Origin of the sequence: Amorphoplanes digitatis, from assembly GCF_014205335.1 — a bacterium.
Lineage (GTDB): Bacteria > Actinomycetota > Actinomycetes > Mycobacteriales > Micromonosporaceae > Actinoplanes > Actinoplanes digitatus.
In genome coordinates this window covers 2,792,724-2,819,005 of sequence record NZ_JACHNH010000001.1, presented here as the reverse complement: position 1 = coordinate 2,819,005, position 26,282 = coordinate 2,792,724, and the positions used below count along the sequence as shown (strand labels likewise).

Annotated in this window: 21 protein-coding genes; 11 read left to right on the top strand and 10 right to left on the bottom strand. The window is 74.4% G+C overall.

Features of this window, described 5'->3' with window-relative positions:
- Window positions 1–24 precede the first annotated feature (24 nt).
- Window positions 25–831, top strand: coding sequence for a biotin/lipoyl attachment domain-containing protein (locus BJ971_RS12080; protein WP_184992555.1), 807 nt, complete (start codon window positions 25–27; stop codon window positions 829–831).
- A complete protein-coding gene (locus BJ971_RS12075) occupies window positions 828–3,131 on the top strand; it encodes a glycosyl hydrolase (RefSeq protein ID WP_184992553.1) in 2,304 nt (767 codons plus the stop codon). The genes BJ971_RS12080 and BJ971_RS12075 overlap by 4 nt, the downstream gene beginning before the upstream one ends.
- Window positions 3,132–3,188: 57 nt before the next feature.
- Here the strand turns inward: BJ971_RS12075 and BJ971_RS12070 are convergent, their stop codons facing one another.
- Window positions 3,189–4,373 (bottom strand): ROK family transcriptional regulator, encoded by a 1,185-nt coding sequence (locus BJ971_RS12070; protein WP_184992551.1) that lies wholly within the window; start codon window positions 4,371–4,373, stop codon window positions 3,189–3,191.
- A gap of 127 nt (window positions 4,374–4,500) precedes the next feature.
- Here BJ971_RS12070 and BJ971_RS12065 point away from each other — a divergent pair, with 127 nt between their 5' ends.
- From BJ971_RS12065 to BJ971_RS12050, 4 genes are read left to right on the top strand one after another with little or no spacing between them, the layout of a single operon-like run.
- A complete protein-coding gene (locus BJ971_RS12065; RefSeq protein ID WP_184992549.1) occupies window positions 4,501–5,409 on the top strand; it encodes a carbohydrate ABC transporter permease in 909 nt (302 codons plus the stop codon).
- A 9-nt stretch (window positions 5,410–5,418) separates the two neighbouring features.
- Complete coding sequence (locus BJ971_RS12060) at window positions 5,419–6,372, top strand: carbohydrate ABC transporter permease (protein ID WP_184992547.1); 954 nt, start codon at window positions 5,419–5,421, stop codon at window positions 6,370–6,372.
- Window positions 6,373–6,382: 10 nt separating this feature from the next.
- On the top strand, window positions 6,383–7,753 hold the full coding sequence (locus BJ971_RS12055) for an ABC transporter substrate-binding protein (protein WP_184992545.1): 1,371 nt from the start codon (window positions 6,383–6,385) through the stop codon (window positions 7,751–7,753).
- A complete protein-coding gene (locus BJ971_RS12050) occupies window positions 7,750–9,927 on the top strand; it encodes an alpha-galactosidase (protein WP_239087120.1) in 2,178 nt (725 codons plus the stop codon). Before BJ971_RS12055 ends, BJ971_RS12050 begins: the two co-directional genes overlap by 4 nt.
- Here the strand turns inward: BJ971_RS12050 and BJ971_RS12045 are convergent.
- Genes BJ971_RS12045 through BJ971_RS12035 form a run of 3 tightly spaced genes read right to left on the bottom strand, consistent with a single transcriptional unit; the run spans window position 9,890 to window position 10,598 of the window.
- On the bottom strand, window positions 9,890–10,141 hold the full coding sequence (locus tag BJ971_RS12045; protein ID WP_184992543.1) for a hypothetical protein: 252 nt from the start codon (window positions 10,139–10,141) through the stop codon (window positions 9,890–9,892). The two genes, BJ971_RS12050 and BJ971_RS12045, sit on opposite strands and share 38 nt — an antisense overlap.
- A 29-nt stretch (window positions 10,142–10,170) precedes the next feature.
- Window positions 10,171–10,443, bottom strand: a complete 273-nt coding sequence (locus BJ971_RS12040) for a DUF4235 domain-containing protein (protein WP_184992541.1) — start codon at window positions 10,441–10,443, stop codon at window positions 10,171–10,173.
- Window positions 10,440–10,598, bottom strand: a complete 159-nt coding sequence (locus BJ971_RS12035) for a hypothetical protein (protein WP_184992539.1) — start codon at window positions 10,596–10,598, stop codon at window positions 10,440–10,442. Before BJ971_RS12035 ends, BJ971_RS12040 begins: the two co-directional genes overlap by 4 nt.
- Window positions 10,599–10,758: 160 nt before the next feature.
- Here BJ971_RS12035 and BJ971_RS12030 point away from each other — a divergent pair, with 160 nt between their 5' ends.
- The 4 genes from BJ971_RS12030 to BJ971_RS12015 all read left to right on the top strand — a co-directional run bounded on the left by BJ971_RS12030 (window position 10,759) and on the right by BJ971_RS12015 (window position 13,368).
- Window positions 10,759–10,938 carry a YegP family protein gene (locus BJ971_RS12030; RefSeq protein ID WP_184992537.1) on the top strand — a complete coding sequence of 60 codons (180 nt, stop codon included), beginning with the start codon at window positions 10,759–10,761 and terminating at the stop codon, window positions 10,936–10,938.
- 115 nt (window positions 10,939–11,053) lie between these two features.
- The gene (locus tag BJ971_RS12025) at window positions 11,054–11,371 is read left to right on the top strand and encodes a DUF3618 domain-containing protein (RefSeq protein ID WP_184992535.1); all 318 of its coding nucleotides are present in this window, start codon (window positions 11,054–11,056) and stop codon (window positions 11,369–11,371) included.
- 138 nt (window positions 11,372–11,509) lie between these two features.
- Entirely contained in the window at window positions 11,510–12,535 is a 1,026-nt protein-coding gene (locus BJ971_RS12020; protein ID WP_184992533.1) for a helix-turn-helix transcriptional regulator, read from the top strand.
- Window positions 12,536–12,600: 65 nt separating this feature from the next.
- Window positions 12,601–13,368, top strand: coding sequence for a thioesterase II family protein (locus tag BJ971_RS12015; protein ID WP_184992531.1), 768 nt, complete (start codon window positions 12,601–12,603; stop codon window positions 13,366–13,368).
- Window positions 13,369–13,389: 21 nt separating this feature from the next.
- On the opposite strand, the gene BJ971_RS12010 is transcribed toward BJ971_RS12015, so the two are convergent.
- Complete coding sequence (locus BJ971_RS12010) at window positions 13,390–13,959, bottom strand: hypothetical protein (protein ID WP_184992529.1); 570 nt, start codon at window positions 13,957–13,959, stop codon at window positions 13,390–13,392.
- Window positions 13,956–14,186: a helix-turn-helix domain-containing protein gene (locus BJ971_RS12005; RefSeq protein ID WP_184992527.1), complete on the bottom strand. Its 231-nt coding sequence runs from the start codon at window positions 14,184–14,186 to the stop codon at window positions 13,956–13,958. Before BJ971_RS12005 ends, BJ971_RS12010 begins: the two co-directional genes overlap by 4 nt.
- Window positions 14,187–14,432: 246 nt before the next feature.
- Here BJ971_RS12005 and BJ971_RS12000 point away from each other — a divergent pair, with 246 nt between their 5' ends.
- Window positions 14,433–15,656 carry a helix-turn-helix domain-containing protein gene (locus tag BJ971_RS12000; RefSeq protein ID WP_184992525.1) on the top strand — a complete coding sequence of 408 codons (1,224 nt, stop codon included), beginning with the start codon at window positions 14,433–14,435 and terminating at the stop codon, window positions 15,654–15,656.
- A 9-nt stretch (window positions 15,657–15,665) separates the two neighbouring features.
- On the opposite strand, the gene BJ971_RS11995 is transcribed toward BJ971_RS12000, so the two are convergent.
- The 4 genes from BJ971_RS11995 to asnB are packed head-to-tail and all read right to left on the bottom strand — an operon-like array spanning window position 15,666 to window position 26,276.
- Window positions 15,666–18,137 (bottom strand): condensation domain-containing protein, encoded by a 2,472-nt coding sequence (locus BJ971_RS11995; RefSeq protein ID WP_184992523.1) that lies wholly within the window; start codon window positions 18,135–18,137, stop codon window positions 15,666–15,668.
- Complete coding sequence (locus tag BJ971_RS11990; protein ID WP_184992521.1) at window positions 18,134–19,054, bottom strand: diiron oxygenase; 921 nt, start codon at window positions 19,052–19,054, stop codon at window positions 18,134–18,136. Before BJ971_RS11990 ends, BJ971_RS11995 begins: the two co-directional genes overlap by 4 nt.
- A complete protein-coding gene (locus BJ971_RS11985; RefSeq protein WP_184992519.1) occupies window positions 19,051–24,438 on the bottom strand; it encodes a non-ribosomal peptide synthetase in 5,388 nt (1,795 codons plus the stop codon). The genes BJ971_RS11990 and BJ971_RS11985 overlap by 4 nt, the downstream gene beginning before the upstream one ends.
- Entirely contained in the window at window positions 24,435–26,276 is a 1,842-nt protein-coding gene (asnB, locus tag BJ971_RS11980; RefSeq protein WP_184992517.1) for an asparagine synthase (glutamine-hydrolyzing), read from the bottom strand. The genes BJ971_RS11985 and asnB overlap by 4 nt, the downstream gene beginning before the upstream one ends.
- Window positions 26,277–26,282: the final 6 nt, after the last annotated feature.

The window sequence follows — 26,282 nt, the reverse complement described above, 5'->3', positions numbered from 1 at the left end:
CCATCGTTCAAAGGACCTACCGCCATGACCAGTGTGATCGAACACGACCGTCTCGAAGAATCCGCGCGGCCGGCCGACGAGGCGCACCCGGTCGAACCGGCACGGCGCACCGTCAGGTCGCGGATCCCCGCGGTCCGGACGTTCCTCGTCACCGTTCTGCTGCTGGCCGCCGCGGGCGCCGGTGGCGCGTACGTACTCACCCATCGGCTCGCCGAGAGCGCCTTCGTGACCCTCAACGACGCGGTCCTGACCGCGGACGCGCTCCCGGTCGGCTCCACCGGCCCGGGGGTGGTGACCGAGATCCTGGTCGCTGATCAGACCCGGGTCGCCGCGGGGCAGCCGCTCGCCCGGGTGCGCCTGGCCCCGGATCCGGCGGCGACCTCGCGGCAGCCGCGGGTGGAGACCCTGCGCGCGCCCGTACCCGGAACGGTGTCCAAGGTGGACATCGCGGCGGGCGGCGTGACCGGCGCGGGCCTGCCCGTCATCACCCTGTACGACCACACCAAGCTCAGCTTCGACGTCAAGGCGACCGAGGACGAGCTCCGCGAGCTGCGCCTCGGCATGGCGGCGAAGATCAGCGGCCCGGGCCTGGACCGCCCGGTGCCGGTCACCGTCGACCACGTGGAGGCCCGGATCGGCGCCGACCCGCTGTCCGACGCGCCGCTCACCGAGGAGCAGCGGGCGGTGTACGAACGGCTCACCGTCGTGCTGGTTCCGCGTACCGACACCGTCGACACGGTGAGCACGCTCGTGCCGGGGCTGCGCTTCACGGCCGAGATCGACACCAAGACCGCGGCGGGCCGTACCCCCGCGGTGAACGGAGCGGGATGACCTACCACCTCCGGCGGATCGTGACCGCCGCATGCCTCGTCCCGACGGTGTTGCTCGCCGCGGCCTGCTGGTCGCGCGAGTCCGGCGAGCCGGCGCACGAGCCGGCGCCGGCCGCGACCGGCGCGCTCAGCGAGGGCGCCGCCACGACCCGGCTGGGCCGCCCGGCACCGGGCGGCAAGGCCGGCCTGGCCGAAACCGCCCCGCCGGACATGGTCCCGCAGAAGGGCCCGGTGCAGGCCGGTGAGCCGCTGGCCGGGCAGGCGCTGCCGACCAACCAGTGGTGGACCTCCGCACTGACCGGACCCCTCGAACAGCCGATCTGGGGCCGCCCGCTGGCGATCAAGAACACCGGCGCCGGGCTCGGGGTCAGCGCGGCCGCGCCGGTCGCCTCGCCCAAGGCGGTGATCACGCCGTTCCAGCCGGCGCTGAGCGCCGGCGGCGCGATCTCCACGGTGCGGGTCGTCGGGTACGGCGCCTTCCACGTCGTGCTGCGCGCCGAGCTCCGCGGCGGCGGCACCATGGAGATCACCATGGTGCAGGGCAGTCCGCTGCTGTACCTGGACTTCGGTGACGCCACCCCGTCGCTGACCGCGAGCGCGCCGATCACCCGGACCGGCGCCACCGGCCCGCTGGCCCAGCTCACCATCGCCGGGCAGCGCTGGGACGTGCTGGCACAGGACGGCGCCGGCTGGCAGCAGAAGGGCGACACGCTCAGCGTTGACCGGTCCGGCAAGGGCGCGATCGTGGTCGCCCGGGTGCCGGACGGTGCCGACAACGCACAGTGGACGGCGGCGCTGACCGGGGCCGCCGGTGATCCGGTGATCCGCACAACGTCCCACATGACGCACGACGGCGTCACCGGCACGGTGACGCAGAGCCTGCGCGCCGAGCGGCAGTCCGGCCGGCCCGCGGTCTGGGCGCTCTTGCCGCACCAGCAGGCCGGGCTGGTACCCGGCGGCGGCCTGGAGCCGATGGCCGGCGGGTACGCCGACTCCCTCGGCACGCTCACCGTGGCCCGGGGCGCCAACGTCCGGATCCGGGTACCGATGCCGGGCCTGATCACCGAGCCGCCGGCGGTGCCGCTCTCCGGCGCCGCCCGCGCCGCCGTCCTGGCCGACCTGGACCGGGACCTGGCGGACAAGCCCGCCGCGGCGAGCGGCGGCAGCTACTTCGGCCTGAAGGAGCTGGGCCGCCTGGCGACCATCGCCGAGGTGGCCAAGGGCGTCGGCGCGCTGCCGCAACGGGAGGCGGCCCTGCGCCGGCTGCGCACGGAACTCGTCGACTGGCTGACCTACGGCGGCCCCGGTGACGTCCGGTACCTGGCGTACGAGAAGGTGTGGGGCGGTATCACCGCCGTGCCCGCCGAGTTCGGTAGCGGCGACTACAACGACCACCACTTCCAGTACGGATACCTGGTCCGCGCCGCGGCGGTGCTCGCCGAGTCCGACCCGGCGTTCCTGCGCGACTACGGCGGCGCCGTCGACCTGGTGGCGCGCGACTACAGCGGCACGCTGTCCGGCGACGGCGCGCCCGGCTTCCCGGCGTTCCGCGCGTTCAACGCCTACCTCGGGCACTCGGCGGCGTCCGGGTTCGCCCCGTTCGCCGACGGCAACAACCAGGAGTCGTCGAGCGAGGCGGTGGCCGCGTGGGAGGCGGTGACCCGCTGGGGCATCGTCTCGCGCAACGCGCGGCTGACCACGTACGGGATCACCCATTACGCGCTGGAGGCGGCGACCGCCCGCCGGTACTGGCTGGGTGAGCAGGGGCGGCGCCCGGCCGGTTACGCGCACACCGTCGCCGGGATCGTCTGGGACGCGAAGATCGACTACGCCACCTGGTTCGATCCCAAGCCGGAGTCGATCACGGGCATCCAGCTGCTGCCGCTGACGTTCGGCTCGCTGTACCGCGGCGACCCGGAGAAGGCGGCGGCCCGCTCGGCCGAGCTGGCCCGGGACATCGGCGGCGCTCCCCGGGTGTGGGGCGACCTGTTCGCGGCCGACCTGGCCGTCGCGGACCCCGGGGCGGCCCGGCGCCTGCTCACCCCGGAACTGTCCCGGGAGGAGAGCACGAGCCGCGCGATGGTGCGCTACTGGGTGGAGCTGCTGGCCACGTACGGTCCGCCGCAGCCCGCCGTGGTCGCGGACGGCCCGTACGGCCTCGCGTTCGGCAACGCCGACGAGCCGCACCTGCTGGCCGTCAACCCGACCGCGGCACCCCGGACGGTGACTTTCCGCAGGAACGGCGACGTCGTCGCGGTCGTGGTCGTCGATCCGGGACAGAGCATCGTCCGGCAACCATGACGCGGTGACGGCGCGGGCGGCGGGCGATACCGGCTCGCCGCCCGCGCCGTGCGCGCCTCAGGAGGCGCCGAGGATGTTCTGGATGCCCGCCACCGCGGCGCCGCGTGCCCAGTCGTTGAAGGTGAGCGGGGTGGTGATGATGTCGAGGGTGCACCGCTGACTCTCGTGCGGGCCCGGCCGTAGCCGGTCGGCGAGCACCTCGTTCATGGCCGGCGTGCCGGCGAGGTCGGCGACGTCCTCGCCGGCGAGGACGACGCAGGTCGTCTGGAGCGCACCGGCGAACGTGGCGATGAGGTGCCCGAGCGCGTGCGCGGCGCCGTCCAGCAGCCGGTCGGCCGCGCGGTCACCGGCGGCCCGGGCCCGGATCAGGTCGCCGAAGGTGACGGGGCGGCCCGCGGCGGCCGAGGCGTGCCGCTCGATGTCCTCGCGGTTGAGGAAGGCCGCGGCACAGCCCCGGTGGCCGAGCGTGCACTCGGGTCCCCGGGTGTCGACGGGCGCGTGGGCGAGCAGGTGGCCGTTGTCGATGAGCTCCTCGACGGCGACGCCCTCGCGCACCACGCCGAAGCCGAGGCCCGCGCCGACGGTGATCACGCCGAAGGTGGAGTGGGTCCGGCCGGCACCGAACCACAACTGTTCGCGGGCCAGGGCGGCGACGTCGTTGGCGATCGTGACGGGCAGGCCGGTGCGTTGCCGCAGCGGTCCGGCGAGGTCGACGTCGCGCCAGCCCAGGAACGTGCCCTCGCGCACCACCGAACGATCCGCGACGACGCCGCCGAGCGAGACACCGAGGCCGTCCACCGAGGGAACCCGCCGGGCCAGCCGGCCGGCCAGCTGCGCGATCACCTTCACGGTCCCCGCGACGGACACCGCGCCGTCCGCACCGGGTACGGGCAGCGCCGCGCGTCCGGAGTGCTTCACGTTGCCGAACATGTCGCACACCACGCCGTACGCGGTGTCGGCCGTGACCTTGCAGCCGACGACGTGGCGGGCGCCGGGCACCGCGGTCAGGACCTGCCGCGGCCGGCCGACGACCGCCTCGGGCACGAGGGTCTCGGAGGCGATGCCCCCTTGGATCAGGGCGCGGGCGGCGCGCGATGTCGACGCGTACGAGAGGTTGAGGCGCTCGCCCAGGTCGCCCCTTGTCGCCGGGCCGTGCGTGAGCAGGTGGCGGGCCACGGCGAGCTCTCCCGCCGACAGTGCACTGTCCGCCGGGGACCGTTCCGGCCTCTCACCGATCACCACGCCGCCAGTTTACGGGTGGCCCTTGTCACACCCATCGACGTGGAGTTATTTTCAATCTGGTTGTAAATAGCTCGGCAGCGCATCTGCACCGGGTGGTTTCCGACGCCGATGCGGCGAAGGAGACACGATGACGACCACCACCACCCGGCCGGCGAGATCCAGCCCCCGCAGGCGCGACGACACGCGCCTGGCCCTGCTCTTCATCCTTCCCGCGCTGATCGGCTTCCTCGTCTTCATGGTGTGGCCGACCCTGCGCGGGATCTATCTCAGCTTCACCAGGTTCAACCTGCTGACCCCGCCGGAGTTCAACGGCCTGGACAACTACGTCCGCATGGTCCAGGACCCGGTGTTCTGGAACTCCATGCGGGTGACCGTCTACTACGTCATCGTCAACATCGCGCTACAGACCGCCGTCGCGCTGGTCATCGCGGTGATGATGCAGCGGCTGACCCGCCGGACCTGGCTGCGCGGCATCGTGCTGACGCCGTACCTGGTGTCGAACGTGGTCGCCGCGATGGTCTTCCTCTGGATCCTCGACTACCAGCTCGGCATCGGGAACACGCTCATCGCGGCCATCGGGCTCGACCGCGTCCCGTTCCTGTCCTCGGAGGCCTGGGTCATCCCCACCATCGCGGTCATCAACGTCTGGCGGCACGTCGGCTACACCGCCCTGCTCATCTTCGCCGGGCTGCAGACCATCCCCGAGACCATGTACGAGGCCGGCCGGATGGACGGCGCGGGCGAGGTCCGGATGTTCCGCAGCATCACCGTGCCGCTGCTGCGCCCCGTCCTGGCGCTGGTTCTGATCATCACCGTGGTCGGCTCGTTCCAGGTCTTCGACACCGTCGCCATCACCACCCGCGGCGGGCCGGTCGACTCGTCCCGGGTGCTCCAGTACTACATCTACGACGTCGCGTTCGGCCGCTTCCAGTTCGGCTACGCCTCGGCGATGTCGGTGGCGCTGCTGCTCGTGCTCGTGATCATCACGTTCATCCAGTACCGGGTCACCCGGGCCGACACGTCCGACCTCAGCTGAGGAGGAACCATGGCCATCGACACCGCTCCCCCGGCCACCACGGTCGGCCCGGCGGACCAGGCACGCACCGTCGAACCGCCGGAACCGCGCAGGTTCGGCCTCGGCCGGGCGCTCGCCTGGGCCTTCATGATCCTGATCATCCTGGCCAGCCTCTTCCCCTTCTACTGGATGCTGCGCACCGCCCTGTCCAGCAACAACGCCCTCTATGCAGGCAGCGACAACCTGCTGCCGGTGCAACCGTCGCTGGGCGGCTTCGAGCGGGTCCTCGGCATGCAGACCGGCCAGGAGGCGATCGACGCCGGCGGCGCCGGGCAGCCGATCAACTTCTGGCGCTACCTGTTCAACTCGGTGGTCGTGTCCACGCTGGTCACCGCCGGGCAGGTGTTCTTCTCGGCGATGGCCGCGTACGCCTTCGCCCGCCTACAGTGGCGGCACCGGGAGAAGTGGTTCGCGTTCTTCCTCGGCGGCCTGATGATCCCGGCGATCTTCACGCTGCTGCCCAACTTCGTGCTCATCAAGCAGCTCGGCCTGGTGGACACGCTGCTGGGCATCGCCCTGCCCAGCATGCTCATGACACCGTTCGCGGTGTTCTTCCTCCGCCAGTTCTTCCTGGGCATCTCCCGGGAGGTGGAGGAGGCGGCGCTGATCGACGGCGCCTCGAAGGTCCGGGTGTTCTTCCGGCTCATCCTGCCGATGTCCTCGGCGCCGATCGCCACGCTGGCGATCCTCACCTACATCTCCGTCTGGAACGAGTACTTCTGGGCCCTGATGGTCAGCTACACCGACCGGTCGCGGGTGCTCACCGTCGCCCTCGGGGTGTTCAAGTCGCAGACACCGCAGACCGGTCCGGACTGGTCCGGGCTCATGGCGGCCACCCTCATCGCGGCCCTGCCGATGCTGCTGCTGTTCATGGTCTTCGCGAAACGCATCGTCAACTCCATCGGCTTCAGCGGGATCAAGTGAGGAGAGCCGCATGTTCAGGCACCTGAGGACCGGCGCCGCGGCACTCACGCTCGGCCTGCTGACCGCCTGCGGCGGCGCCGGGGCGGGCGGCACCGCCGGCGTCATCGAGTACTGGCTCTGGGACTCCGGGCAGCAACCGGGCTACCAGAAGTGCGCCGACGCGTTCCAGCGGCAGAACCCCGGCCTGCGGATCAACATCTCCCAGTACGGCTGGGACACCTACTGGACCAAGCTGACCGCCGGGTTCATCGCCGACACCGCGCCGGACGTCTTCACCGACCACCTGGCCAAGTTCGCGCAGTACGTCGACCTCGAGGTGCTGCGCCCGCTGGACGGCCTGGCGCCCACCAGCGACATCGACGACAACGACTACCAGCAGGGGCTGGCACAGCTCTGGAAGGGCCAGGACGGCAAGCGCTACGGCAGCCCGAAGGACTGGGACACCGTCGCCGTCTTCTACGACCGGGCGGCGCTGCGCGACGCCGGCACCGACCCCGCCGAGCTGGGGAACCTGACCTGGAATCCGCGGGACGGCGGCACGTTCGAGCGGCTCGTCGCGCACCTGACCATCGACGCCAACGGCGTGCGCGGCGACGAACCCGGGTTCGACAAGGACCACGTCCGGATCCACGGCCTGGCCTCCGAGGGCGCCGGCGGTGGCGGCTGGGGACAGACCCAGTGGTCGGCGTTCACCGGCAGCGCCGGCTGGAAGGTCACCGACAAGAATCCCTGGGGCACCCGCTTCAACCTCGACCAGCCCGCCTTCCAGGACACCCTCACCTGGTACTTCGGGCTCGCCCGCAAGGGCTACATGCCCACGTACGCCGAGATCGGCGGCAGCAACGCCATCGGCACCGACAAGCAGATCCAGTCCGGCATCGCCGCCATGGGCATCAGCGGATCGTGGATGATCTCCACGTTCAGCAAGCTCACCGACGCCGCCGGCAAGAAGCTGGACATCGGCATCGCCCCGACGCCGATCGGCCCCAGCGGGGCGCGGGCGTCCATGTTCAACGGCCTCGCCGACTCCGTCACCACCCTCTCCAAGCAGCCGGAGAACGCCGCCAAGTGGGTGAAGTTCATGTCCGGCGCGGAGTGCCAGAAGATCATCGGCGAGTCCGGAGTGGTCTTCCCCGCGCGGCCGGAGGCGACCGAGCTGGCCATCGCCTTCAACAAGAAGGAGCGCGGCCTCGACGTCACGCCCTTCACCGACCAGGTCACCGACAAGACCACCTTCCTGTTCCCGGTGACCACGAACGCCGCCGACATCACGGCGCTGATGGCGCCCCGGCTCGACGCCGTCTACATCGGCAGCGAACCCGTCAGCTCGCTCACCCGGCTCAACGACCAGCTCAACGACCTGTTCAAGGTCGCGCAGTGACCGCACCGCTGCACTGGCGTGCCGACGGGGTGAGCCTGGTGCTGGACTGCGCCGGTCCGCTCCTGCCCCGGGTACTGCACTGGGGCGCCGATCTCACCGAACGCCCGCCCGGGGAGCTCGCCGCCCTGGCCCTCGCCGCGACACCCCAGCGGGTCTCCGACAACGTCGACGCGCCCCGGCCGGTGAGCGTGCTGCCGGAGCAGTCGGCGGGCTGGGTCGGCACGCCCGGGCTGACCGGGCACCGCGACGGCGCCGCGTTCTCCACCGCCTTCGCCGTCGAACGCCGGGCGGAGGAGCCCGCGCCGGCGCCGGGCGGGCGGCGGCTCGCGGTCGTCGCGCGCGACGCCGCGGCGCGGCTGTCGCTGCTGCTGGAGATCGAGATGACCGGCTCCGGGCTGGTACGGCAGCGCGTCACGGTCACCAACGAGGACCGGGACACGACGTTCCTGCTCGACGGCGTGCTGCCCACCCTTCCGGTGCCGAACCAGGCGACGGAGGTCCTGGACTTCACCGGGCGGCACCTGCGGGAACGCATCCCGCAGCGGCAGCCGTTCACCGTCGGCACCCGGCTGCGGGAGAACCGGCGCGGCCGCACCGGCGCCGACGCGTCGATCGTGCTCGCGGCGGGAACGGCCGGCTTCGGCTTCTCCGGCGGCGAGGTGTGGGGCGTACACGTGGCGTGGAGCGGAAACCATCGCACGCTCGCCGAGCGGACCCCGACCGGGTTCGCGCTGCTCGGCGGCGGCGAACTGCTGCTCGCCGGCGAGGTGCGGCTGGCGCCCGGCGAGTCGTACGCGGGTCCCTGGCTCTACGGCTCGTACGGCAACGGACTCGACGAGTTCTCCGCCCGGTTCCACCGCTACCTGCGCAGCCGGCCACGGCATCCGCGATCCCCGCGCCCGGTGATCGTCAACACCTGGGAGGCGGTCTACTTCGACCACGACCTGACCCGGCTCACCAACCTGGCGGACGCCGCCGCGGCGGTCGGCGCCGAGCGGTTCGTGCTCGACGACGGCTGGTTCCGGCATCGCCGCGACGACCGCGCCGGGCTCGGCGACTGGTACGTCGACGAGGCGGTCTGGCCCAAGGGCCTGCACCCGCTCGTCGACCACGTCCGCGGGCTCGGCATGGAGTTCGGCCTCTGGGTCGAGCCGGAGATGGTCAACCCGGACTCCGACCTCGCCCGGGCACACCCGGAATGGATCATGGCGACGGGCGGGCGGCTGCCCCCGGAGGCCCGCGGCCAGCAGGTTCTCGACCTCGGCCACCCCGGCGCGTACGCCTACCTCGCCGAGCGCCTGGACGCGCTGCTGTCGGAGTACGAGATCGGATACCTCAAGTGGGACCACAACCGGGACCTGATCGAGGCCGGCCACGCGCCCAGCGGGCAGGCCGGGGTGCACGTGCAGACGCTGCGGCTGTACCGGCTCCTCGACGAGCTGCGCGCCCGGCACCCGGGCGTGGAGATCGAGTCCTGTGCCTCCGGCGGCGCCCGGGTGGACCTGGGGATACTGGAGCGCACCGACCGCGTCTGGTCCAGCGACTGCAACGACGCGCTGGAACGACAGCTGATCCAGCGGTGGACCGCGACGCTGCTGCCGCCGGAGCTGATCGGCGCGCACGTGGGTCCCACGGTCTCGCACACCACCGGGCGGGTGCACACGCTCGACTTCCGGGCCGGGACGGCGTTGTTCGGCCACTTCGGCATCGAATGGGACCTCACCCGGGCCGGCGACGCCGACCGCGACCGGCTCGCCGCCTGGGTCCGGCTCTACAAGCGACTGCGCGGCCTGCTGCACAGCGGCACCGTCGTGCGCTCGGACCACCCCGGCGAGTCGCTGCTGGTGCACGGGGTGGTGGCCGAGGACCGCGCGGAGGCGGTGTACGCACTTGTCGCCACGGCGACCGCGGTGTGCTCACCGCCCGGGCGCGTGCGCCTGCCCGGCCTGGAACCCGAATCGGCGTACCGCGTCGCGCCGCTGCCGCCCGGCGACCGGCCGCAGGGACCCGTCAACGAGCCGCCGGGCTGGTGGGCCGGCGGCGTCGAGCTGAGCGGCCGGACGCTCGCCGTCGCCGGGATACAGGCGCCCGCGCTGTTCCCCGAGCGCCTGGTCCTGGTCCACGCCGGCCGGCTCGTCAGCCGAGCCCGCCGGCTTCCCGCGGGGTCGCCGTAGCCGGTGCGGCCGCGTGGCGGGGCGGCACACTACCTGCGGCTGCCTCACCTGCGTCGGAGAGCGCGGCCTTCGCCTTGCGCTGCGCCTGCTGGACGGTGGGGTGGCTGGTCGCCCTGCGTGCGGTCCCGGCGATCTGCTCGAACCTCTCCCGCCCGGCCCGGGTGCCGAGCACGTAGCCGACGGCGAATCCGGCGGCGAGCTTCACGATCCTCATGCGTTCTCCCTCTATGCGTGCGGGGGTGCTCAGGCGGGCCATTCGCCCGTCGCTCTGCGGACGCCGGCGGCGCCGGCCCGCTCGACGGTGGCCTTGACCGCCGCGAAGATCGCGCCCTGTAGCGCGGCCGCGACGAGGATCTCGCCCCAGCCACGATCCTCGTCGGTGGCGTTCGGCGCGTCGTCGTCGTTGCCAGCCAGCTTCCACGTCTGCTTGAACAGCAGGCCGGCCAGCGCACCCGCGGCGGCGCCGGCGAGCCACCCGACCGGCCGATACGCGATCTTGGTCGTCTTCCTTGTCATGACTGCCTCCGGTGAATCCGTCGCCGGCCGCCGTTCGACGGCCCGTCCGGCACGACGGGCCGGCGCGGCGCCCGGCGGGCGCCGTACCAGGCCGTGCCCTGCTGCAGGTCGCCGGTGTCCGGGACCGGCCTTTCGATGTCCGCCTTGCTGGACACTTCCGGTCCTCCTCCAGATTTGTTCGCACCTGTCCTGTTCCCGCGCATGCCGGCGCCAAACAGCGATCCCGGCCGATGCGTTTCGTTTGCCGCGCTCCGGACCGGGCACCTGGAACCTGAACCCGATGGGCTCAACCCCCTCGTTCCCGGAGGTACAACGATGAAGTTCGTGCTGAAGAAGACATCCAGTGGGCAGTTCCGCTTCAACCTCGTCGCCAGCAACGGCCAGGTCGTCGCGACCAGCGAGTCATACACCCGCAAGGGCTCGGCGCTCGACACGATCACGTCGATCCAGCAGCGCGCGGGGTCGGCAACGGTCGACGACACCACCGCCGAATAGTCCGCCGCGCGGCGCGGGACCGGCCCGATGGCGTGAATGAACGCCCGGGTCAGGTTAGCGACGTTCCCGGTGCGGGCAAAGCAGGCGGATACGACTCGATCGTGAGGAGACAGACATGACGACGACCAACTACACCAGCGGTGTTGTGCCGGGCGACACCCGATCGGAGATCGAACGGAACCGTGCCGGGCTCGGCGACACCGTCACCGCGCTCGCCGCCAGGGCGCATCCCCGGGAACGCGTCCGCGGTGCCCTGTCGCAGGTTCGGGAGCGGGCGCCGCGGGCCGTCCGTGGCCGGCCCGCGCGGGTGACGGCGGGCGTGGCGGGCGCGCTCACCGCCGCCGGTGCCGTGGCCGTTTTCCTCCGCCGCCGTCGCGCGGCGAAGGCCCGGGCGGCGCGCAACCGCTGGCTGCCCGGCTTCCTGCGCCGCTGAGCCCGGTAGCGACGACACGGCCGGCGTTGCGCAGATGTGCAACGCCGGCCGGCGTGCGCCTTGCCCCCGGGGGTCCGGCTGCGCAAGTGTGCAACCAGCGCACCGCGACCGGTTACGCGGGCATTGCTGGGAGGACCCATGCGGGACGGGCAACGAACCATGGAGTTGGGGCAGCGGGCGCCCGTGCTGCCGGCGCTCGGCCGCTGGGGGCTGTCCCCGCACGCGGACCTGATCTACCGGAGCCTCGCGCTGGCCGGTCCGGCCACCCGGCAGCAGCTGGCCGGCAGGCTCGGCGTGGTGGTGCCCCGGGTCGACCGCGCGCTCGAAGAACTGGTCGGCGCCGGCGCGGTGCACCCGGCCCGGCGCGACGACGGCCGGTGGAGCGCGGTCGCCGCCGACCTGGTGCTGTCCCGGATGCACCGGCTGCGGGCACCGGTGCGGATCAGCGACCAGCACCGGCGGCACCTGGCCGTGGTCGCCGGCCTGCACCTGGACAGCCTGCCCCCGGTCACCGTGCAACGGTTGCCCAGCCGGGCCGCGGCCCGGTCCCGGATCGCCGATCTGGTGGCCGCCGAGCGGCACGAGCACCTCGCCATCAACACCGAGGACGTCATCACCGCGGACGCGGCCGCCGCCGCCAGCCCGCTCGACCGGGCGCTGGTTGCCCGCGGCGTCCGGCTGCGCACGCTGGGCCTGATACCGCGCGACGGCAGGCAGGACCCGCCGTTCGTCAACGGCGGCGAGCACCGGCAGGCCGCGGCGCTGCCGCTCAAGCTCATGGTGTTCGACCGCCGCAGCGCGCTGTTCCCGGTCGACCCGGTCAGGTTCGACGAGGGTGCCGTCGAGATCGACGACCCGGACGCCATCGCCCACCTCACCCAGCTCTTCTACCGGATCTGGAACACCGCTCAGGACCCACGCGGCCGGGAGGAACCACCGATCGTGCTCACCGCCCGCGAACAGAAGATCGTGGCATTGCTCGCCGCCGGCCTGAGCGAGGAGGCGGCGGCCGCCGATCTCGGCCTCAGCCGCCGCACCGTCGTCTACGCCGTGCGCGCGCTGATGGACCGCCTGGGCGTGGAGAACCGCTTCCAGCTCGCCCTGGTGCTCGGCGCCGCACGCGCGGTGCCGCTCCCGTCGGCGGTTCCCGTCGATCCGGCCTGAGTTGCCTGCTAGCTGCCGCCGCGTTGCCTGGCACCGGCGGCACCGGCCCTGACACGCTGACCGGCATGGATACGAGTGCGCGGAATCCGTGGATCGTCGGCCGCCACAGCGCCGGCCCCGCCGGGCTGCGGCTGATCTGCGTGCCGCAGGCGGGCGCCGGGGCGGGCGCGTTCGCCGGCTGGCGGCGGCACCTGCCCGCCGGCGTCGAGCTGGCGCCGGTCGAGCTGCCCGGCCGCGGCACCCGGCAGGACGAGCCGTTGCCGCCCGAGGTGGCCACGCTGGCCGACGACCTGTTCCAGGGCCTGCGGCCGGAGCTGTCGATGCCGTACGTCCTGGTCGGGCACAGCCTCGGCGGGTCGCTCGCGTACGAGGTGGCGCGCCGGGTCGAGGCGCACGGCCTGCGGGCGCCCCTCGCCCTTGTCGTCTCCGGCTCGCGGGCGCCGCACGTCGCCTCGCTGCGCACCATGTCCGACAAGGACGAACCGGCCCTGCGCGGATGGCTGACCGCGAACGGCGGGCTCCCGGCCGAGCTGCTGGACTATCCGAGCTTCCTCGAGACGATCCTCCAGGCCGTCCGGGCCGACCTGCGGTACGCCGAGTCGTACCTGGTCACCGACCCGCCGGCGCTGCGCTGCCCGCTGCACGTCTTCGGCGGGCTGGACGACGACATCACGCCCCCGGACCAGCTCGGACACTGGCGACGCTGCGCGGCCGGTGCGTTCAGCGTGACCACGATGCGGGGCGGCCACTCGTTCCCGCACGCCGACCCCGGCGCCATGCTCGCCGCGATCCGCGGCCTGCTTCCCGGCGTGCTGCCCACCGACCGGCGGTGACGTCCGGCCGGTGGGCCACGGTCAGAAGCAGGTACCGCAGCCGTTCGTGGTGTCCCCGTCGGACTGCATGACCATCGGGTAGTCGGCGCCGATGTATGCCTCCAGGACCACGTCCTTGTTAACCAGCGGCGCGCTGACGGCAAGCGGCTGGACGGTGGAGTATGCGGTCATCCCCGATCCGACGACCCGGACCTGATAGCAGGACACCCGCACGTTCTCGCCGGCCAGCAGGCAGACCCCGTACTCGCCGGCGACGGCGCGCACCGCCGCCACCCGGTACGCCCGGACCGGCGCCGGGCCGAATAGCCGTACCAGGTAGCCGGGCGCGGTGCCGGCGGACACGCCCGCCGGGTAGACGGCGAACCGGATCCCGCCGTCCGCCGCGGTCGGGGCGCAGGCGGTGGCCTGCCCGTCGAGCAGGATGTAGTACTGGTTCCTGGTCGTGCTCGGCGCCAGCCGGTCGCTGGTCGCGCAGGACGCCAGGGTGAAGGGCACCGGCGGCGGATCCGCGTGCGCGGCGCTCGCGGGAGCCAGCACGACCACGAGGACCGCCACGAGAGCGATCGAACTGCGCACCTTGGACCACATCACGATTCCTCCTCCTCGGTTCGGGGCTTGGTGGGTGGCGCGATCGCGTACGCGGCGCCGAGGACAAGGGCGAGCTGGAACCGGTTCTCCACGCCGAGGCGGTCCATGACGGCGCGCAGCGTGTAGGAGACGGTGCGGCGGCTGAGCCCCAGCTCGGCCGCCACCGCCTCCTCGCTCAGGCCGGCCGCCAGCAGCGTCACGATGCTCTGCTCCCGCGGGGTCAGCACCATCGGCGGTCACCGTAGCCTCGGCGCACGCTGGACCTGCCCGTCTGTCTCGATGTCTGTGCTCGCCCCACATTGCCGCACCAGTAAGCCACGGGCCCGGTTCCGTCGCCAGACCTTGTCCGGCGGCGGTTGCACACTTGCGCAACCGCCCTCCGCCGGCGGTGCGCAACTGCGCAGAGGATCGCCCCGCGATCTCGACACCACACCCGGCGATGGCGTCAGGTAGGCGGCGAAGGGAAGGTGGTCGAGGTGATCAGCAACCGGTTGCTACGCCTGCGCCTCCAGCGTGGACTCACCCAGGAGGAGCTGTCGGAGCTCTCCGGGATCAGCGTGCGCACCATCCGGAACCTGGAACGCGGCCAGATACAGGCGCCGCGCCGCAGCTCGATCGAGATGCTCCTGAACGCCCTCGGCCCGGAGCCGAGTGCCGGGCCAGGCCGGCCGGCGCTGGGCGTCGCCGTCGAGTGGACCCGGCTCGCCGAGTCCGGCGGGCTGGTCTGGCGCGGTGCCCGGCCGCCGCGCACCTCGCTGATCGGGCGCGACACCGACGCCGCGGAGCTGACGAGCCGGGTCGCCGTCAACCGCGTGGTGGTGGTCACCGGCCCCGGCGGGGTGGGCAAGTCGCGGATCGCGCTCGCGGTGGCCGGGCAGCTGGGCCACCGGTTCCCGGACGGCGTGTTCGTCGCCGAGCTGGGCCGGATCCCGGCCGAGCGCGATCGCCCGCTGGACTCCACGATGGAGCTTCTGGCGAACACCGTCGGCGAGCTGCTCGGCGCCGACCCGGAGGCGACCGGCCGGCACCGGCTCCTGGTCCTCGACCATGCCGAGCACCTGCCGGAGGCCACGACGCGGCTGGTGGAGCGGCTGCTCGGCGAGGACGCCGAGCTGCACATAGTGATCACCACGCGGCGCCCGCCGCGGCTGCCCGACGCCTGCATCTGGGACATCGAGCCGCTGCCCGAGCCGGCGGCGGCCGAGCTGGTCATCGACCGGGTCCGGGCCGGCTGCCCGAGCCTTGACCTGTCCGGCGAGGCGGCGCGGGTCGCCCAGCTGTGCCGGTACCTCGACGGGCTGCCCCGGCTCATCGAGTTCGCGGCGCACCGGCTGCGGATGGTGTCGCTGCCCACGCTGCTCGCCGGCGGGCAGGCGGTGCTGCTGCTCGGCCAGGACGACTTCGCGGGGCTGCCGCACCAGCGGACCCTCGCGGCGAGCCTGCGCTGGAGCCTGGACCTGCTGGACGAGCGGCACCGCGCGGTCCTGCACCGGCTGGCCCGGCTGCCCGGGCCGGTCGCGGTCGAGGGCGAGTTCGGCACGGTGGAGGCGATGGGTATCCTCGCCGACCTGGTCGACTCCTCGCTGCTGCTCGTCGACCGGTCCGGCCCGTACCGGTACTGGGTGCCGTCGCACCTGCGGGCGTTCGTCGCCGCGGGCGGGCTGTCCGAGCCGGACGCGGCGGTGCGGCGCGCCGGTTGACGGCGGGCCTCAGCCGGCGGGCAGCGCGGCGACCAGCTCGATCCGGGCGAGTCGCAGCTCGCCGGCGGCCGGGAATCCGCGCAGGTGACGCCGCAGCCGCCCGGCGTCCAGCCCGGGAGAGCGCGGCACGACGTACGCGACCGGTTCCCCGGCGCCGACGGTGACCACCACGTCGGCGACCGCCGGGTGGCTCGCCAGGCGCCGCTCGACGTCCAGGGCGTTCAGGGCCCGGCCCGCCCGGCGCAGCACGCCGCGCAGCGGTCCGCGCGGCCGCAGCGAGCCCGCGCGGTCGACCCAGCCGAGGTCTCCGGTCGCCGGCCTGTCGGCGACCACGATCTCCCCCGGTACGCAGCGCGGCAGCCGGCGCCCGTTCGGGCCGCGGATCTCGACGGCCGCGCCCGGCGCGAACCGGGTCAGCGCCGGGGCGAGGTGGCCCGTGAGCTCCGCCGCGGTGATCTCGCCCATGGCGACGGTACCGCCGGTGCCGGGTGCGTATTCGGCGTGCAGGCGCACCCCGGCGCGGACCAGCGCGCCCAGCTCGGCCGCGGGCAGCAGCTCGTCGACCGGCACGACGACGTCCCGCAGCGCGGTCGGCGGGCCGGTGGCCAGCAGGCGCCGCGCGAACCGGTAGGGCGCGACGACGGTGGTGACACCCCGGACGCCCGGCGGTAGCTGGAGCGTCCCGCCGGCCGCCCAGGTGAGCAGGGCCGCGCGCCAGAATCCGGGCGAGCCGGGGTCGGCCAGGGTCCGCACCGGCGCGAGCATCGCCGCCTGCCAGCGCAGGACGGCGGCCGGCACGTCGCAGGCGCCGGGCGCGGGGCTCAGGCCGAGCGCACGGGCCAGCCCGGGCAGATCGACCTCGCCCTCGACGGTGAAGCCCGACAGTTCGCCGTAGGTGAGCGTGCCGCACGGCCCGGCCACCGCCGCGACCCGCGGGTCGATCTCCGGGCCGTCCGGGCACCCGCGCCACGGCGTCGTCGCCACGCGGGTCGCCCGGCGGCGCCGCCGGTCCGGCCCGGACATCGGCTCGTCCGGCGGCTTCGCGCTGGGCGGACGGTCCGGGCCGGACAACGGCCGGTCCGGCGGCCTCGCGCTGGGCGGACGGTCCGGCGGCCTCGCGCTGGGCGGACGGTCCGGGCCGGACAGTGGCCGGTCCGGGGCGGCGAGCACGGCCGCGGTGGTCTCCCGGAACAGGGCGGCCATCTCGTCCGCCGCGGCGGAGTCCAGCGACGCGCCCGCGTGGTCGAACCGCAGGACCAGGTGGTCGCCCGCGTCGCGGGCCTGGATCGCACACGCGAAGGTCGGCGCGGTGTTGGGGGCGACGAAGTCCCAGGCGACATCGAGGCCGGGCACCTCGGGCAGCTCGGCCGGCAGCCGGAGCCAGGACAGCGAGAGTTGGGCGAAGAGTGCCCGCGCGCCGGCCGACCAGGGCCGGCCGGCGGCGAGCTCGCGGAACGGCACCCGCCGGTACCGTTTGATGGTCGCGCCCGCGGCGGCCGACGCGGCGAGCAGCGACCGGAACGTGGCGGCCCGCGGCAGGTCGAGCGCCACCGGCACGACGTTGACTGCCGGGCCGATCAGGTCCCGCGTCCCGGCGGTGCTCACGTCGACCGGCACGCTGAGCACCGCGCGCTCGTTGCCGTAGGCGTGCAACTGGGCGGCCAGCACCGCGAGCAGGCCGCCGAACAACGTGGTCCCGCCGTCGGCGGCGAGCCCGGCGAGACGCCGCCGCTGCTCGGCGCCGACCGTGAACTCCGGCGCCGCGCGCAGGCAAGCCGGGGCCGAGGGCGCCGCGCGCAGCGACGCCGCGGCCGAGGGCGCCGCGCCCAGCGACGCCGCGGCCGAGGGCGCCGCGCCGGACGGGTGCTCGGCGAGTGGCAGCACGAGCGGCGGGCAGTCCGGCACGATGCCGGCCCAGTAGCCGGCCGCCTCGCCGATCAGCTCCGCGGACTCGCCGGGCCAGGACGGGGACGGCACCGGCGGCGGATCGAACGGCAGGCCGGCCGACAGCGCGCGCAGGGCGCCGGTGAACTCCCGGGCGAAGACGAATTTCGACCGGCCGTCGAAGCAGATGTGGTGCACCACCACGAGCAGGGTCCGCCGGCCGGGCCCGTGCCGCAGCAGCGTGAACGCGATCGGCGGCTCCGCGGTCAGGTCGAAGGCCAGCTTGCCGGACGTGGCCCGCCAGGCGCGCACCGCGGCCCGTTCGCCGCCCGGTGGGCAGGGCAGCGGCACCATCTCGTATGCGATGCCGGCGTCCGCCGGCCGCGGCGACAGCGCCGGCCGGCCGCCGGTGACGGCCACCAGCGTGCGCAGCGCCGGGTGCCGGCCGACGATCGCCCGGCAGGCCCGGGCGACGACCTCCTCGGCGAGGTCGCCCGCGATGGTCGCGGCGAAGTAGCCGGTGTTGCTGAAGCCGGTCCGCAGCTGCTCCTCGTACCAGATGGCCAGCTGCCCCGGCGACAGCGGCGGGCCGGTCACCGCGCCAGCCCGAGCTCGCCCACGATGTCCCGCACGCCCGGCAGGTCGAGGGCGCCGACGCTGTCGGCCAGCGCGAGGGTGTGCCGGGCGGACCGGCGGATCACCGCGCGCACCGCCGGCTCGGCGTAGCAGTCCGCGACCACGTCGGCGGCGACCGGTGCCGGAAGTCCGGCCGCGATCAGCGACCGCCGGATCGTGGCGACGTCCGGGCGCAGGCAGTCGTCGATCAGATGCGGCAGGGCGCGGGCCACCGCGACGCGCTGACCGGCGGTCAGGTGCGTCCAGGTCTCCCGGAAGAAGCGCACGAAGAACGCGTGGTGGTGTGCCTCGTCCCGGGCGTGGTCGCCGACCACGTCGCGCACCACCCGGTAGACGGTGGGGTCGCGCGGCAGGTCGGCAAGCGTCGCGGTCACCACCGTCTCGAACACGGCGACCTGTAGCAGCCGCCCGAGGCGCGGATGCTCCGGGAAGAAGCGGTGGGCGGTGTGGTCCAGCCGGTCGAGGCGCGGGCGGAAGTCGTACGGCAGGGACGCGACGCCGGTGGCCCGCTCGATCTGCTGGACGACGTCCAGGTTGAACATGGCGTGGTAGCCCTCGTCGCAATAGATCTTGAACGCGTCGAGGCGGGTCTGCGGGGCGATGGCGTAGTCGGCCTCGTCGTTGGCCACCATCGCCACTCCCCGGTTCACCACCTTGGTCTCGAGGTGGACGGTGTACAGCAGGTACTGGTAGAGGTGGCGGGCGACGAGCGCGTCCCGCGCGGCGGGCGCCAGTGCGACGACCGCCTCGTGCCCCAGATAGGGGATCTCCTTCTCGGGGAACAGCACGAGCCCGCGCTCGCGGTCCTCGTGCAGGATGCGCCGCCGCTGCCCGCGGACGGCCGCGTCGTCGTACCAGCCGCGCATCGGGTCGCTCATCGCCGCTCCCCCGCCATGAGCCCGGCCAGCCGGGCGGCCACCGCGCGTACCGAGGGCGGCCGGAGCAGGGTGTGGTGGTCGCCGGCGACCGGTACCACGGTCAGGTCCGGCGCCAGCGGTTGCCAGCCGGCGACGATCCGCTCCGGTAGCCCGGCCGGGTTGTCCGTGCCGGTGAAGAGCCACGCCGGCACCGCCAGCGGCACCGGCTCGTGCCCGGCCACCAGGTCGAGCAGGTCCGCCCAGCCGCCCAGCAGCCGCGCCGCGTCCGGCGCGGGCAGGTCACGCAGCGCGGCGGCGTCCACGCCGTAGCCGGCCAGCAGCGCGGCGGCACCGGCGGAGTCCGGCTCGCCGGGCAGCGCCCGCAGGCGGTCCGCGCCGGCGGTGACCTCCGCGCGGTCCGCGCTGGTGCGGACGGCCACTGAGTCCAGCAGCGCGAGCCCGGCCACCCGGCGCCCGCGCGCCACGAGCTGGGCCGCCATCTCGTACGCCACGACGCCGCCCACCGACCAGCCGGCGAGCACCAGCTCGCCCTCGGGCAGCAACTCGTCAAGCGCTGCGGCGTGCCGCCGGGCGAGCGCCGTCAGCGACCCGTCCGGCGGGTGGGTGCCGGGCGGGTTCTCGCAGCCGGCGACGCATCCGCCGGCGGGCAGCTCCCGGACCAGGTCGCGATAGCAGGACACCGTCCCGCCGACCGGATGGACCAGCACGATCGCGGGCCCGCGGTCGCCCTCGCGCAGCAGGTGGACGCCGCCGGTCGCCACCGGGCGGCCGAGCTCGACGGCGAGCTCGGCCACGGTCGGCAGCGCGATCAGCCGGCCGAGCGGAACGCCGCGGCCGAACTCCTCGGATATCCGCGCGGCCAGCCGGACGGCCAGCAGCGAATGCCCGCCCAGGTCGAAGAAGCTCTGCTCGGCGCCCACCTCGCCGGCGCCGAGCACCTCGGCGAACAACCTGCTCAGCGTGCGCTCGGCGGGGGTCGCGGCGGGGCGGCCCACCGGTGGAACGCCCGCGGGGGCGGGCAGGGCCCGGTGGTCGAGCTTGCCGTTCGGGGTGAGCGGCAGCGCGCCGAGGCGGACGAAGGCGGACGGCACGAGCTGCCGATGCAGGCGGTCGGCGAGGTGGGTGCGCAGCTCACGGTCGGTGACGGTGCCGCTCGTGACTATGTACGCGACAAGCCGGGTGTCGTCGCCGGCGATCACCGCGGCCGCGCCGACCCGGTCGTGCCCGGTGAGCGCCGCCTCCACCTCACCCGGCTCCACCCGGACGCCGCGGATCTTCAGCTGGGTGTCCGACCGCCCCTGGTACTCCAGCAGGCCGGCGTGGTTCCACCGGCCGAGGTCGCCGGACCGGTACATCCGGGCTCCGGGCGGCCCGAACGGGTCGGCGACGAACCGCTCCGCGGTCGGGCCCGCGAGACCGAGGTAGCCGCGGGCGACCAGGTCGCCGCCGAGGTACAGCTCGCCCGTCACGCCGGCCGGCTGGGGCCGCAGCCGCCGGTCGAGGACGTAGACCCGGCCGCCGGCGACCGGCCGTCCGATCGGTACCGGCCCCTCGGGGGTCGGCTGCCCGGGTGCCAGCCGATACGCCGCGCAGCCCACCGTGGTCTCGGTCGGCCCGTACTCGTTGATCACCGCGGCGCCGGGATGCCGCGCGCGCCAGTCGCGCAGCTGCTCGCCGCGCAGCGCCTCGCCGCCGACGACCAGGTCGACGGTCGGCGCGTCCCGGCCGGAGGCGGCCAGCAGCGGCAGGTGACTCGGTGTGATCTTGAGGAAGGACGGCGGGGTACCCGCACCGTCGAGGTCGCCGACGCGCACGGTGCCGCCGGTCACGAGCGGGGTGAGCAGCCCGGTGACGGTCAGGTCGAACGACGCCGGTGACGGTACGAGCGCGTCGCCGTGCACGCCGGGATAGGCCTCGGCGGCGTACCGCAGGTAGCGGGCCAGCGACCGGTGCTGCACCACGACGCCCTTGGGCCGGCCGGTCGACCCGGAGGTGAGGATGACGTAGGCGGCGTTGTCCACCGAGAGCGGCGCGCGCCGTTCCTCGTCGCGGACATCGCCGTCGTCCGGGCCGCCCGGGCCATCCGGGACGTCGGTCAGGACGAGGGCGGGGCGTACCTCGGCGACCACGCGGCGGACAACGGCCGGATCGACCGGCACGTAGGCGCCACCGGCCTTGCTGACGGCCAGCAGCGCGACGACCAGGTCGATCGACGGTGGCAGGGCGAGCACCACGCGGTCCTCCGGGCCGACGCCGCGGGCGATCAACCACCGGGCCAGCCGGTTGGCGCGCCGGTTCAGCTCCCGGTAGGACACGGCGGCGGTGCCGTGCCGGACGGCGGTCGCGCCGGGCGTCCGCGCGACCTGCCGCTCCACCATCCGCGGCAGCGTTGCCGGGCTGTGCCGGCAGCCGGGCGGGCTGCCGCCGGACAGCAGCGCCCGCCGCTCCGCCGGGCCGAGCAGTTCGAGATCGCCGACCCTCCGGAGCGGGTCGGCGCTCACCTCCCGCAGGACCCGCGCGAGCCGGTCGCGCAGCGCCTCGGCGGTGGCCCGGTCGTAAAGGCCGGTGGCGTACTCGATCCCGCCGCGGATGCCGGCGGGCGCGCCGTCCCGGTCGTGGAACTCCTGAAGGTTCAGCGACAGGTCGAACTTGGCCGATCCGCTGTCGGTCCGGCCGAGCACGGTCGGCACCCCGGGCAGCGGCAGGTCGCCCGCCACCTCGCGCTGGACGCTGAGCATGACGTCGAACAGCGGTTGGCGGCCGGGCGACCGCACCGGGTTGACCGCGTCGACCACCAGGTCGAACGGCAGGTCCTGGTGTGCGTACCCGGCCAGCGCGGTGTCACGCACCCGGCCGAGCAGGTCGGCGAAGGCCGGGTCACCGGTCAGGTCGGTCCGCAGCACCAGGGTGTTCACGAAGTAGCCGACCAGGTCGTCGAGGGCCTCGTCGGCGCGGCCCGCGCTGGGCACGCCGATCGGGATGTCCTCGCCCGCGCCCATGCGGCACAGCAGCGCCGCCAGCGCGCCGTGCAGCACCATGATCACTGTGCTGTCGTGGCGACGGGCCAGCGCCGCGACGGCGCGGTGCAGGCCGGCGTCCCAGTCGACCTCCACGGTGGCCCCGCGGTACGAGGCCGCGGCGGGCCGCGGCCGGTCGGCGGGCAGCGCCGGTGCCGCCGGCAGGCCGGACAGCGCCGACCGCCAGTAGGCCGCCTGCCGCCCGGCCAGGCTCGCCGGGTCGGCGACGTCGCCGAGGCGCTCGCGCTGCCACCGGGTGTAGTCGGCGTACCGCACCGGCAGCGGCGGCCAGTCCGGTGCGGCGCCGGCGCGCCGGGCCCGGTAGGCGCGGCCCAGGTCACGGCCCAGCGGACCGAGCGACCGGCCGTCGGCGGCGATGTGGTGCAGCAGCAACAGGAGCACGTCGACACCGCCCGGCAGGGCGAACAGCCGGGCCCGGATCGGGGCGTGAGCGGCCAGGTCGAACGCGAACCGGGCCGCGCCGGCGAGCAGGCCCGTCAGGCGGTCCTCGTCCGTCGCGGTGACCGGCAGGTCCGGCGCCGCTTGATCCGGGCGTAGGACGACCTGGCACGGCTCGCCGCCGGCCTCCCGGACGACGGTCCGCAGTGGCTCGTGGCGGGTGACGACGTCGACGAGCGCGGCGCGCAGCGCGGCCCGGTCGACACCGGACGGGAAGCGGAGCACCAGCGGCACGTTGTAGGCTGGGTCCGGGCCCGCCAGCCGGTGCAGGTACCAGAGCCCGCGCTGGGCGTCGGAGAGCGGCACCGGCCCGGAGTCCGGCCGGCGCGTCGGCGGTTCGCCTGCGGACCGCAGCCGCCCGGCCAGGCCGGCCGCGGTCGGCTCCTCGAACAGGTCGCGCAGCGAGAGTTCGGCGCGCAGGCCGGCGCGGACCCGGCCGATCAGCCGCCCGGCGAGCAGCGAGTGCCCGCCCAGGTCGAAGAAGTCGTCGCCGGGCTCGACGCCGTCGACGCCGAGCACCTCGCCGAACAGCTCGCAGAGGCGCCGTTCGACCGGGCCGTCGCCGGCGGGACGGCGCGGGCGCGGCGCGGGCGGCGGCGATGCCGGCGGCGGCAGGGGCAGGTCGGCCAGCGTGCGGTCCGGATCGGCGACCATCGCGGCGAGCAGTCGCGGGAAGGCGGCGGCCAGCCCCTCGACGGTCGCGCGGCGGAACCGGCCGGTGTCGTAGGCCAGGTCGCCGTGGAGCACCCCGCCCTCGTGCACGAGGGTCAGGGTCAGGTCGAAGTGCGCGGCAGGCCAGTCGAACGGCAGCGGCTCGACGGCCAGCCCGTCCAGGGTCCAGTCCTGCTCGACCTTGACCCGCTGGTAGACCAGCGCCGCCTGGAACAACGGGTTGCGGGTGGCCTCGCGGACCGGCCGGACCGCGGCGACGACGGCCTCGAACGGCGCGTCCCGGTGCTGCGCGGCCTCGAGCACCGTACGCCGGACCGACCTGAGCAGGCCGCGGACGTTCTGCGCCGGGTCGACCTCGCAGTCAAGGACGACGGTGTTCTGGAAGAAGCCGACCGTCTCGGCGTACGCCGGGTCGCCGCGGCCGCCCATCGGGGTGCCGACCGCGAGCCGGTTCTGCCCGGTCCAGCCGTGCAGCAGCGCGGTGAGCGCCGCGTGGAACAGCATGAACGGCGAGATCCGCTGCGCCGCGCAGAACGCACCGAGCCGCCCGGCGACGGCCGGGTCGACGGCGATCGGCACCCGGTCACCGTGGAACAGCCGCCCGGCCGGTTCGACGTCGTCGTGCGGCAGCAGGCCGGGCGGCCGCCCGCCGAGCCGGGCACGCCAGTAGTCCATCGCGGCCGGGTCGGGCCCGCCTTGCAGGCTCCGGCAGCAGTCGGCGTACTCCCGGCCCGGCGGGACCGCGCGCAGTGCCGCCGGGTCGCGGTAGGCGGTCCGCAGATCCCGGGCCAGCACGCCGGCCGACACCTCGTCGAGCACGAGGTGGTGGAAGGCGAACATCACCGCGTGGTCGCCGGATGCGGCGGGCACCACGTCCACCCGCCACAGCGGTCCCCGCCGCAGATCGAACGGCTCGGCCGCGGCGGCCACGACCGCGCGGGAGGCCGCCGCGAGATCCGGCGCCGGGCCGGCCGCCCAGCGCACCGGCACCCGGGGCGCGCCGGGCCCGGCGCGCACCACCTGGACGGGCTCGCCGTCGCGCTCCTCGAACGTGGTACGCAGCGCCTGATGCCGCGCGGTCAGCGCGTCGACCGCGTCCTGGAGGGCGGCGCGGCGCAGCGGGCCGCGGACCCGCAGCGCGATCGGTACGTGGTAGGCGGCGCTCCCGGTGTCGAGGCTGTGCAGCAGGTAGATGCCGCGCTGCGCCGGGGCCAGCGGCACCGTCATCGTCGTCATCGGACCAGCTCGACGGCGTTGCCGGTGAGCCAGTGGTCGAGCTGGACGGCGAGGTCGAGGCTGAGCCGGGTGACGCCGGAGCGGGCGCCGTGGTCGGGCGTGTGCAGCACCGCCTCGGCGCGGCGCAGGTCGAGCAGCGGGCGTACCGGCGAGCGGTCGTCGTCCAGGATGGCGGCGAGCCGGGCGCGCAGGCCGCGCGCGTACGCCGGGTCCTGTGTGGACGGGAACGGCGCCTTGGTACGCCGCAGCACGGCCTCCGGCAGCAGGTCGCGCGCGGCCGCCCGCAGCAGGCTCTTCTCCCGGCCGTCGAAGCTGCGCATCGCCCAGGGCACGTTGAACACGTACTCGACGAGCCGGTGGTCGAGGAACGGCACCCGGCCCTCCAGCGCGGAGGCCATGCCCATCCGGTCCTTGCGGTCGAGGATGACCCGCAGGTACCGGGTGAGGTTGAGGTAGGTGATCTCCCGGATCCGGCGGTCCAGGCCGGTCTCGCCCGGCAGCCGCGGCACCTCGGCCAGCGCGGCATGGTAGTGGTCGCGCTGGTGCTCCTCGAGCCCGAGGTCGGCGACCAGGTCCCGGTGGAGCAGGCCGGTGAGCATCTCCATCCGGTGCGACGCGGCCAGCCAGGGGAACGCGTCGCGGTCGCGGTACCAGCCCTCGTGGAACCACCGGTAGCCGCCGAACAACTCGTCCGCCGCGTCGCCGGTCATGGTCACCGTCGAGTGTCCGCGGATGTGCTCGCTGAGCAGGTAGAGCGAGGTGTACATCTCGCCGGCCGGCGCCGGCATGTCGAGGGCGCGCACCACACCGGCGCGGACCCGCTCGTCGAGCAGGTCGCCGGAGCCGACCACCACCTCGGTGTGGTCGCTGCCGAGCCGGCGGACCATCTCGGCGACGTATGGCGCGTCGGGGTCGCCGTACATCTCGCCGGCCCGGAACCGCTGGACGTGTCCCTCGAAGTCGATCGAGAAGGTGCGCAGCGTGCTTCCGTCCCGCTCCCGCAGCGCCCGGGCGGCCAGCGCGGCGACCACGCTGGAGTCGAGGCCGCCGGAGAGCTGCACGCAGATCGGCACGTCGGACACGAGCTGCCCGGCGACGCTGTCCTCGAGCAGTTCCCGGACCCGGGCCACGGTGGCCGGCAGGTCGTCGGTGTGCGGCCGCGCGGTCAGCCGCCAGTAGCGGGTGGCGGTCATCCCGCCCACTCCGAACCGGACTATCTGGCCCGGCTCGACCTCGGGCACGTCCCGGTAGACGCCGCGGCCGGGCATCGGTGCGAAGGACAGCACCTCGCGCAGGCCGTCGAGGTCCACCACGGCCGGCACGTCCGGGTGCGCCAGCACCGCCTTCGGCTCGGAGCCGAAGATCACCCCGTGCGGGGTGCGGTGGTAGTAGAGCGGGTAGATGCCGAACCGGTCGCGGATCAGCAGCAGCTCCCGGGTGCGCGCGTCCCAGACGGCGAAGGCGAACATGCCGACCAGCCGCTCGGCGCAGGCCGCGCCCCATTCCAGGTACGCGCGCAGCACCACCTCGGTGTCGCTGCGGGTACGGAAACGGTGCCCGCGCCGCCGCAGATCGTCGCGCAGCTCGGCGAAGTTGAAGACCTCGCCGGTGTAATTCAGCACCGCGAGGACCCGTCCGTCCTCCTCGGCCACCATCGGCTGGCCGCCGCCGGCCAGGTCGATGACGGCGAGCCGGCGGAAGATCAGGGTGACGTATTCGTCCTGCCACACGCCACCGGAATCCGGGCCGCGGCGGTCCAGCGACGCCGCCATCGCGGCACGGACCTCCTCGCCCGTGGCGGCTCCGTCAAAGGCCAGGATTCCCGCGATTCCACACATCGGCTA

What these genes read in the sequence shown, in the direction of transcription:
- BJ971_RS12080 (WP_184992555.1), top strand. Translation starts at nt 25, where the DNA reads ATGACCAGTGTGATCGAACACGACCGTCTCGAAGAATCCGCGCGGCCG.
- BJ971_RS12075 (WP_184992553.1), top strand. Translation starts at nt 828, where the DNA reads ATGACCTACCACCTCCGGCGGATCGTGACCGCCGCATGCCTCGTCCCG.
- BJ971_RS12065 (WP_184992549.1), top strand. Translation starts at nt 4,501, where the DNA reads ATGACGACCACCACCACCCGGCCGGCGAGATCCAGCCCCCGCAGGCGC.
- BJ971_RS12060 (WP_184992547.1), top strand. Translation starts at nt 5,419, where the DNA reads ATGGCCATCGACACCGCTCCCCCGGCCACCACGGTCGGCCCGGCGGAC.
- BJ971_RS12055 (WP_184992545.1), top strand. Translation starts at nt 6,383, where the DNA reads ATGTTCAGGCACCTGAGGACCGGCGCCGCGGCACTCACGCTCGGCCTG.
- BJ971_RS12045 (WP_184992543.1), bottom strand. Translation starts at nt 10,141, where the DNA reads ATGAGGATCGTGAAGCTCGCCGCCGGATTCGCCGTCGGCTACGTGCTC.
- BJ971_RS12040 (WP_184992541.1), bottom strand. Translation starts at nt 10,443, where the DNA reads ATGACAAGGAAGACGACCAAGATCGCGTATCGGCCGGTCGGGTGGCTC.
- BJ971_RS12030 (WP_184992537.1), top strand. Translation starts at nt 10,759, where the DNA reads ATGAAGTTCGTGCTGAAGAAGACATCCAGTGGGCAGTTCCGCTTCAAC.
- BJ971_RS12025 (WP_184992535.1), top strand. Translation starts at nt 11,054, where the DNA reads ATGACGACGACCAACTACACCAGCGGTGTTGTGCCGGGCGACACCCGA.
- BJ971_RS12020 (WP_184992533.1), top strand. Translation starts at nt 11,510, where the DNA reads ATGCGGGACGGGCAACGAACCATGGAGTTGGGGCAGCGGGCGCCCGTG.
- BJ971_RS12015 (WP_184992531.1), top strand. Translation starts at nt 12,601, where the DNA reads ATGGATACGAGTGCGCGGAATCCGTGGATCGTCGGCCGCCACAGCGCC.
- BJ971_RS12005 (WP_184992527.1), bottom strand. Translation starts at nt 14,186, where the DNA reads ATGGTGCTGACCCCGCGGGAGCAGAGCATCGTGACGCTGCTGGCGGCC.
- BJ971_RS11990 (WP_184992521.1), bottom strand. Translation starts at nt 19,054, where the DNA reads ATGAGCGACCCGATGCGCGGCTGGTACGACGACGCGGCCGTCCGCGGG.
- BJ971_RS11985 (WP_184992519.1), bottom strand. Translation starts at nt 24,438, where the DNA reads ATGACGACGATGACGGTGCCGCTGGCCCCGGCGCAGCGCGGCATCTAC.
- asnB (WP_184992517.1), bottom strand. Translation starts at nt 26,276, where the DNA reads ATGTGTGGAATCGCGGGAATCCTGGCCTTTGACGGAGCCGCCACGGGC.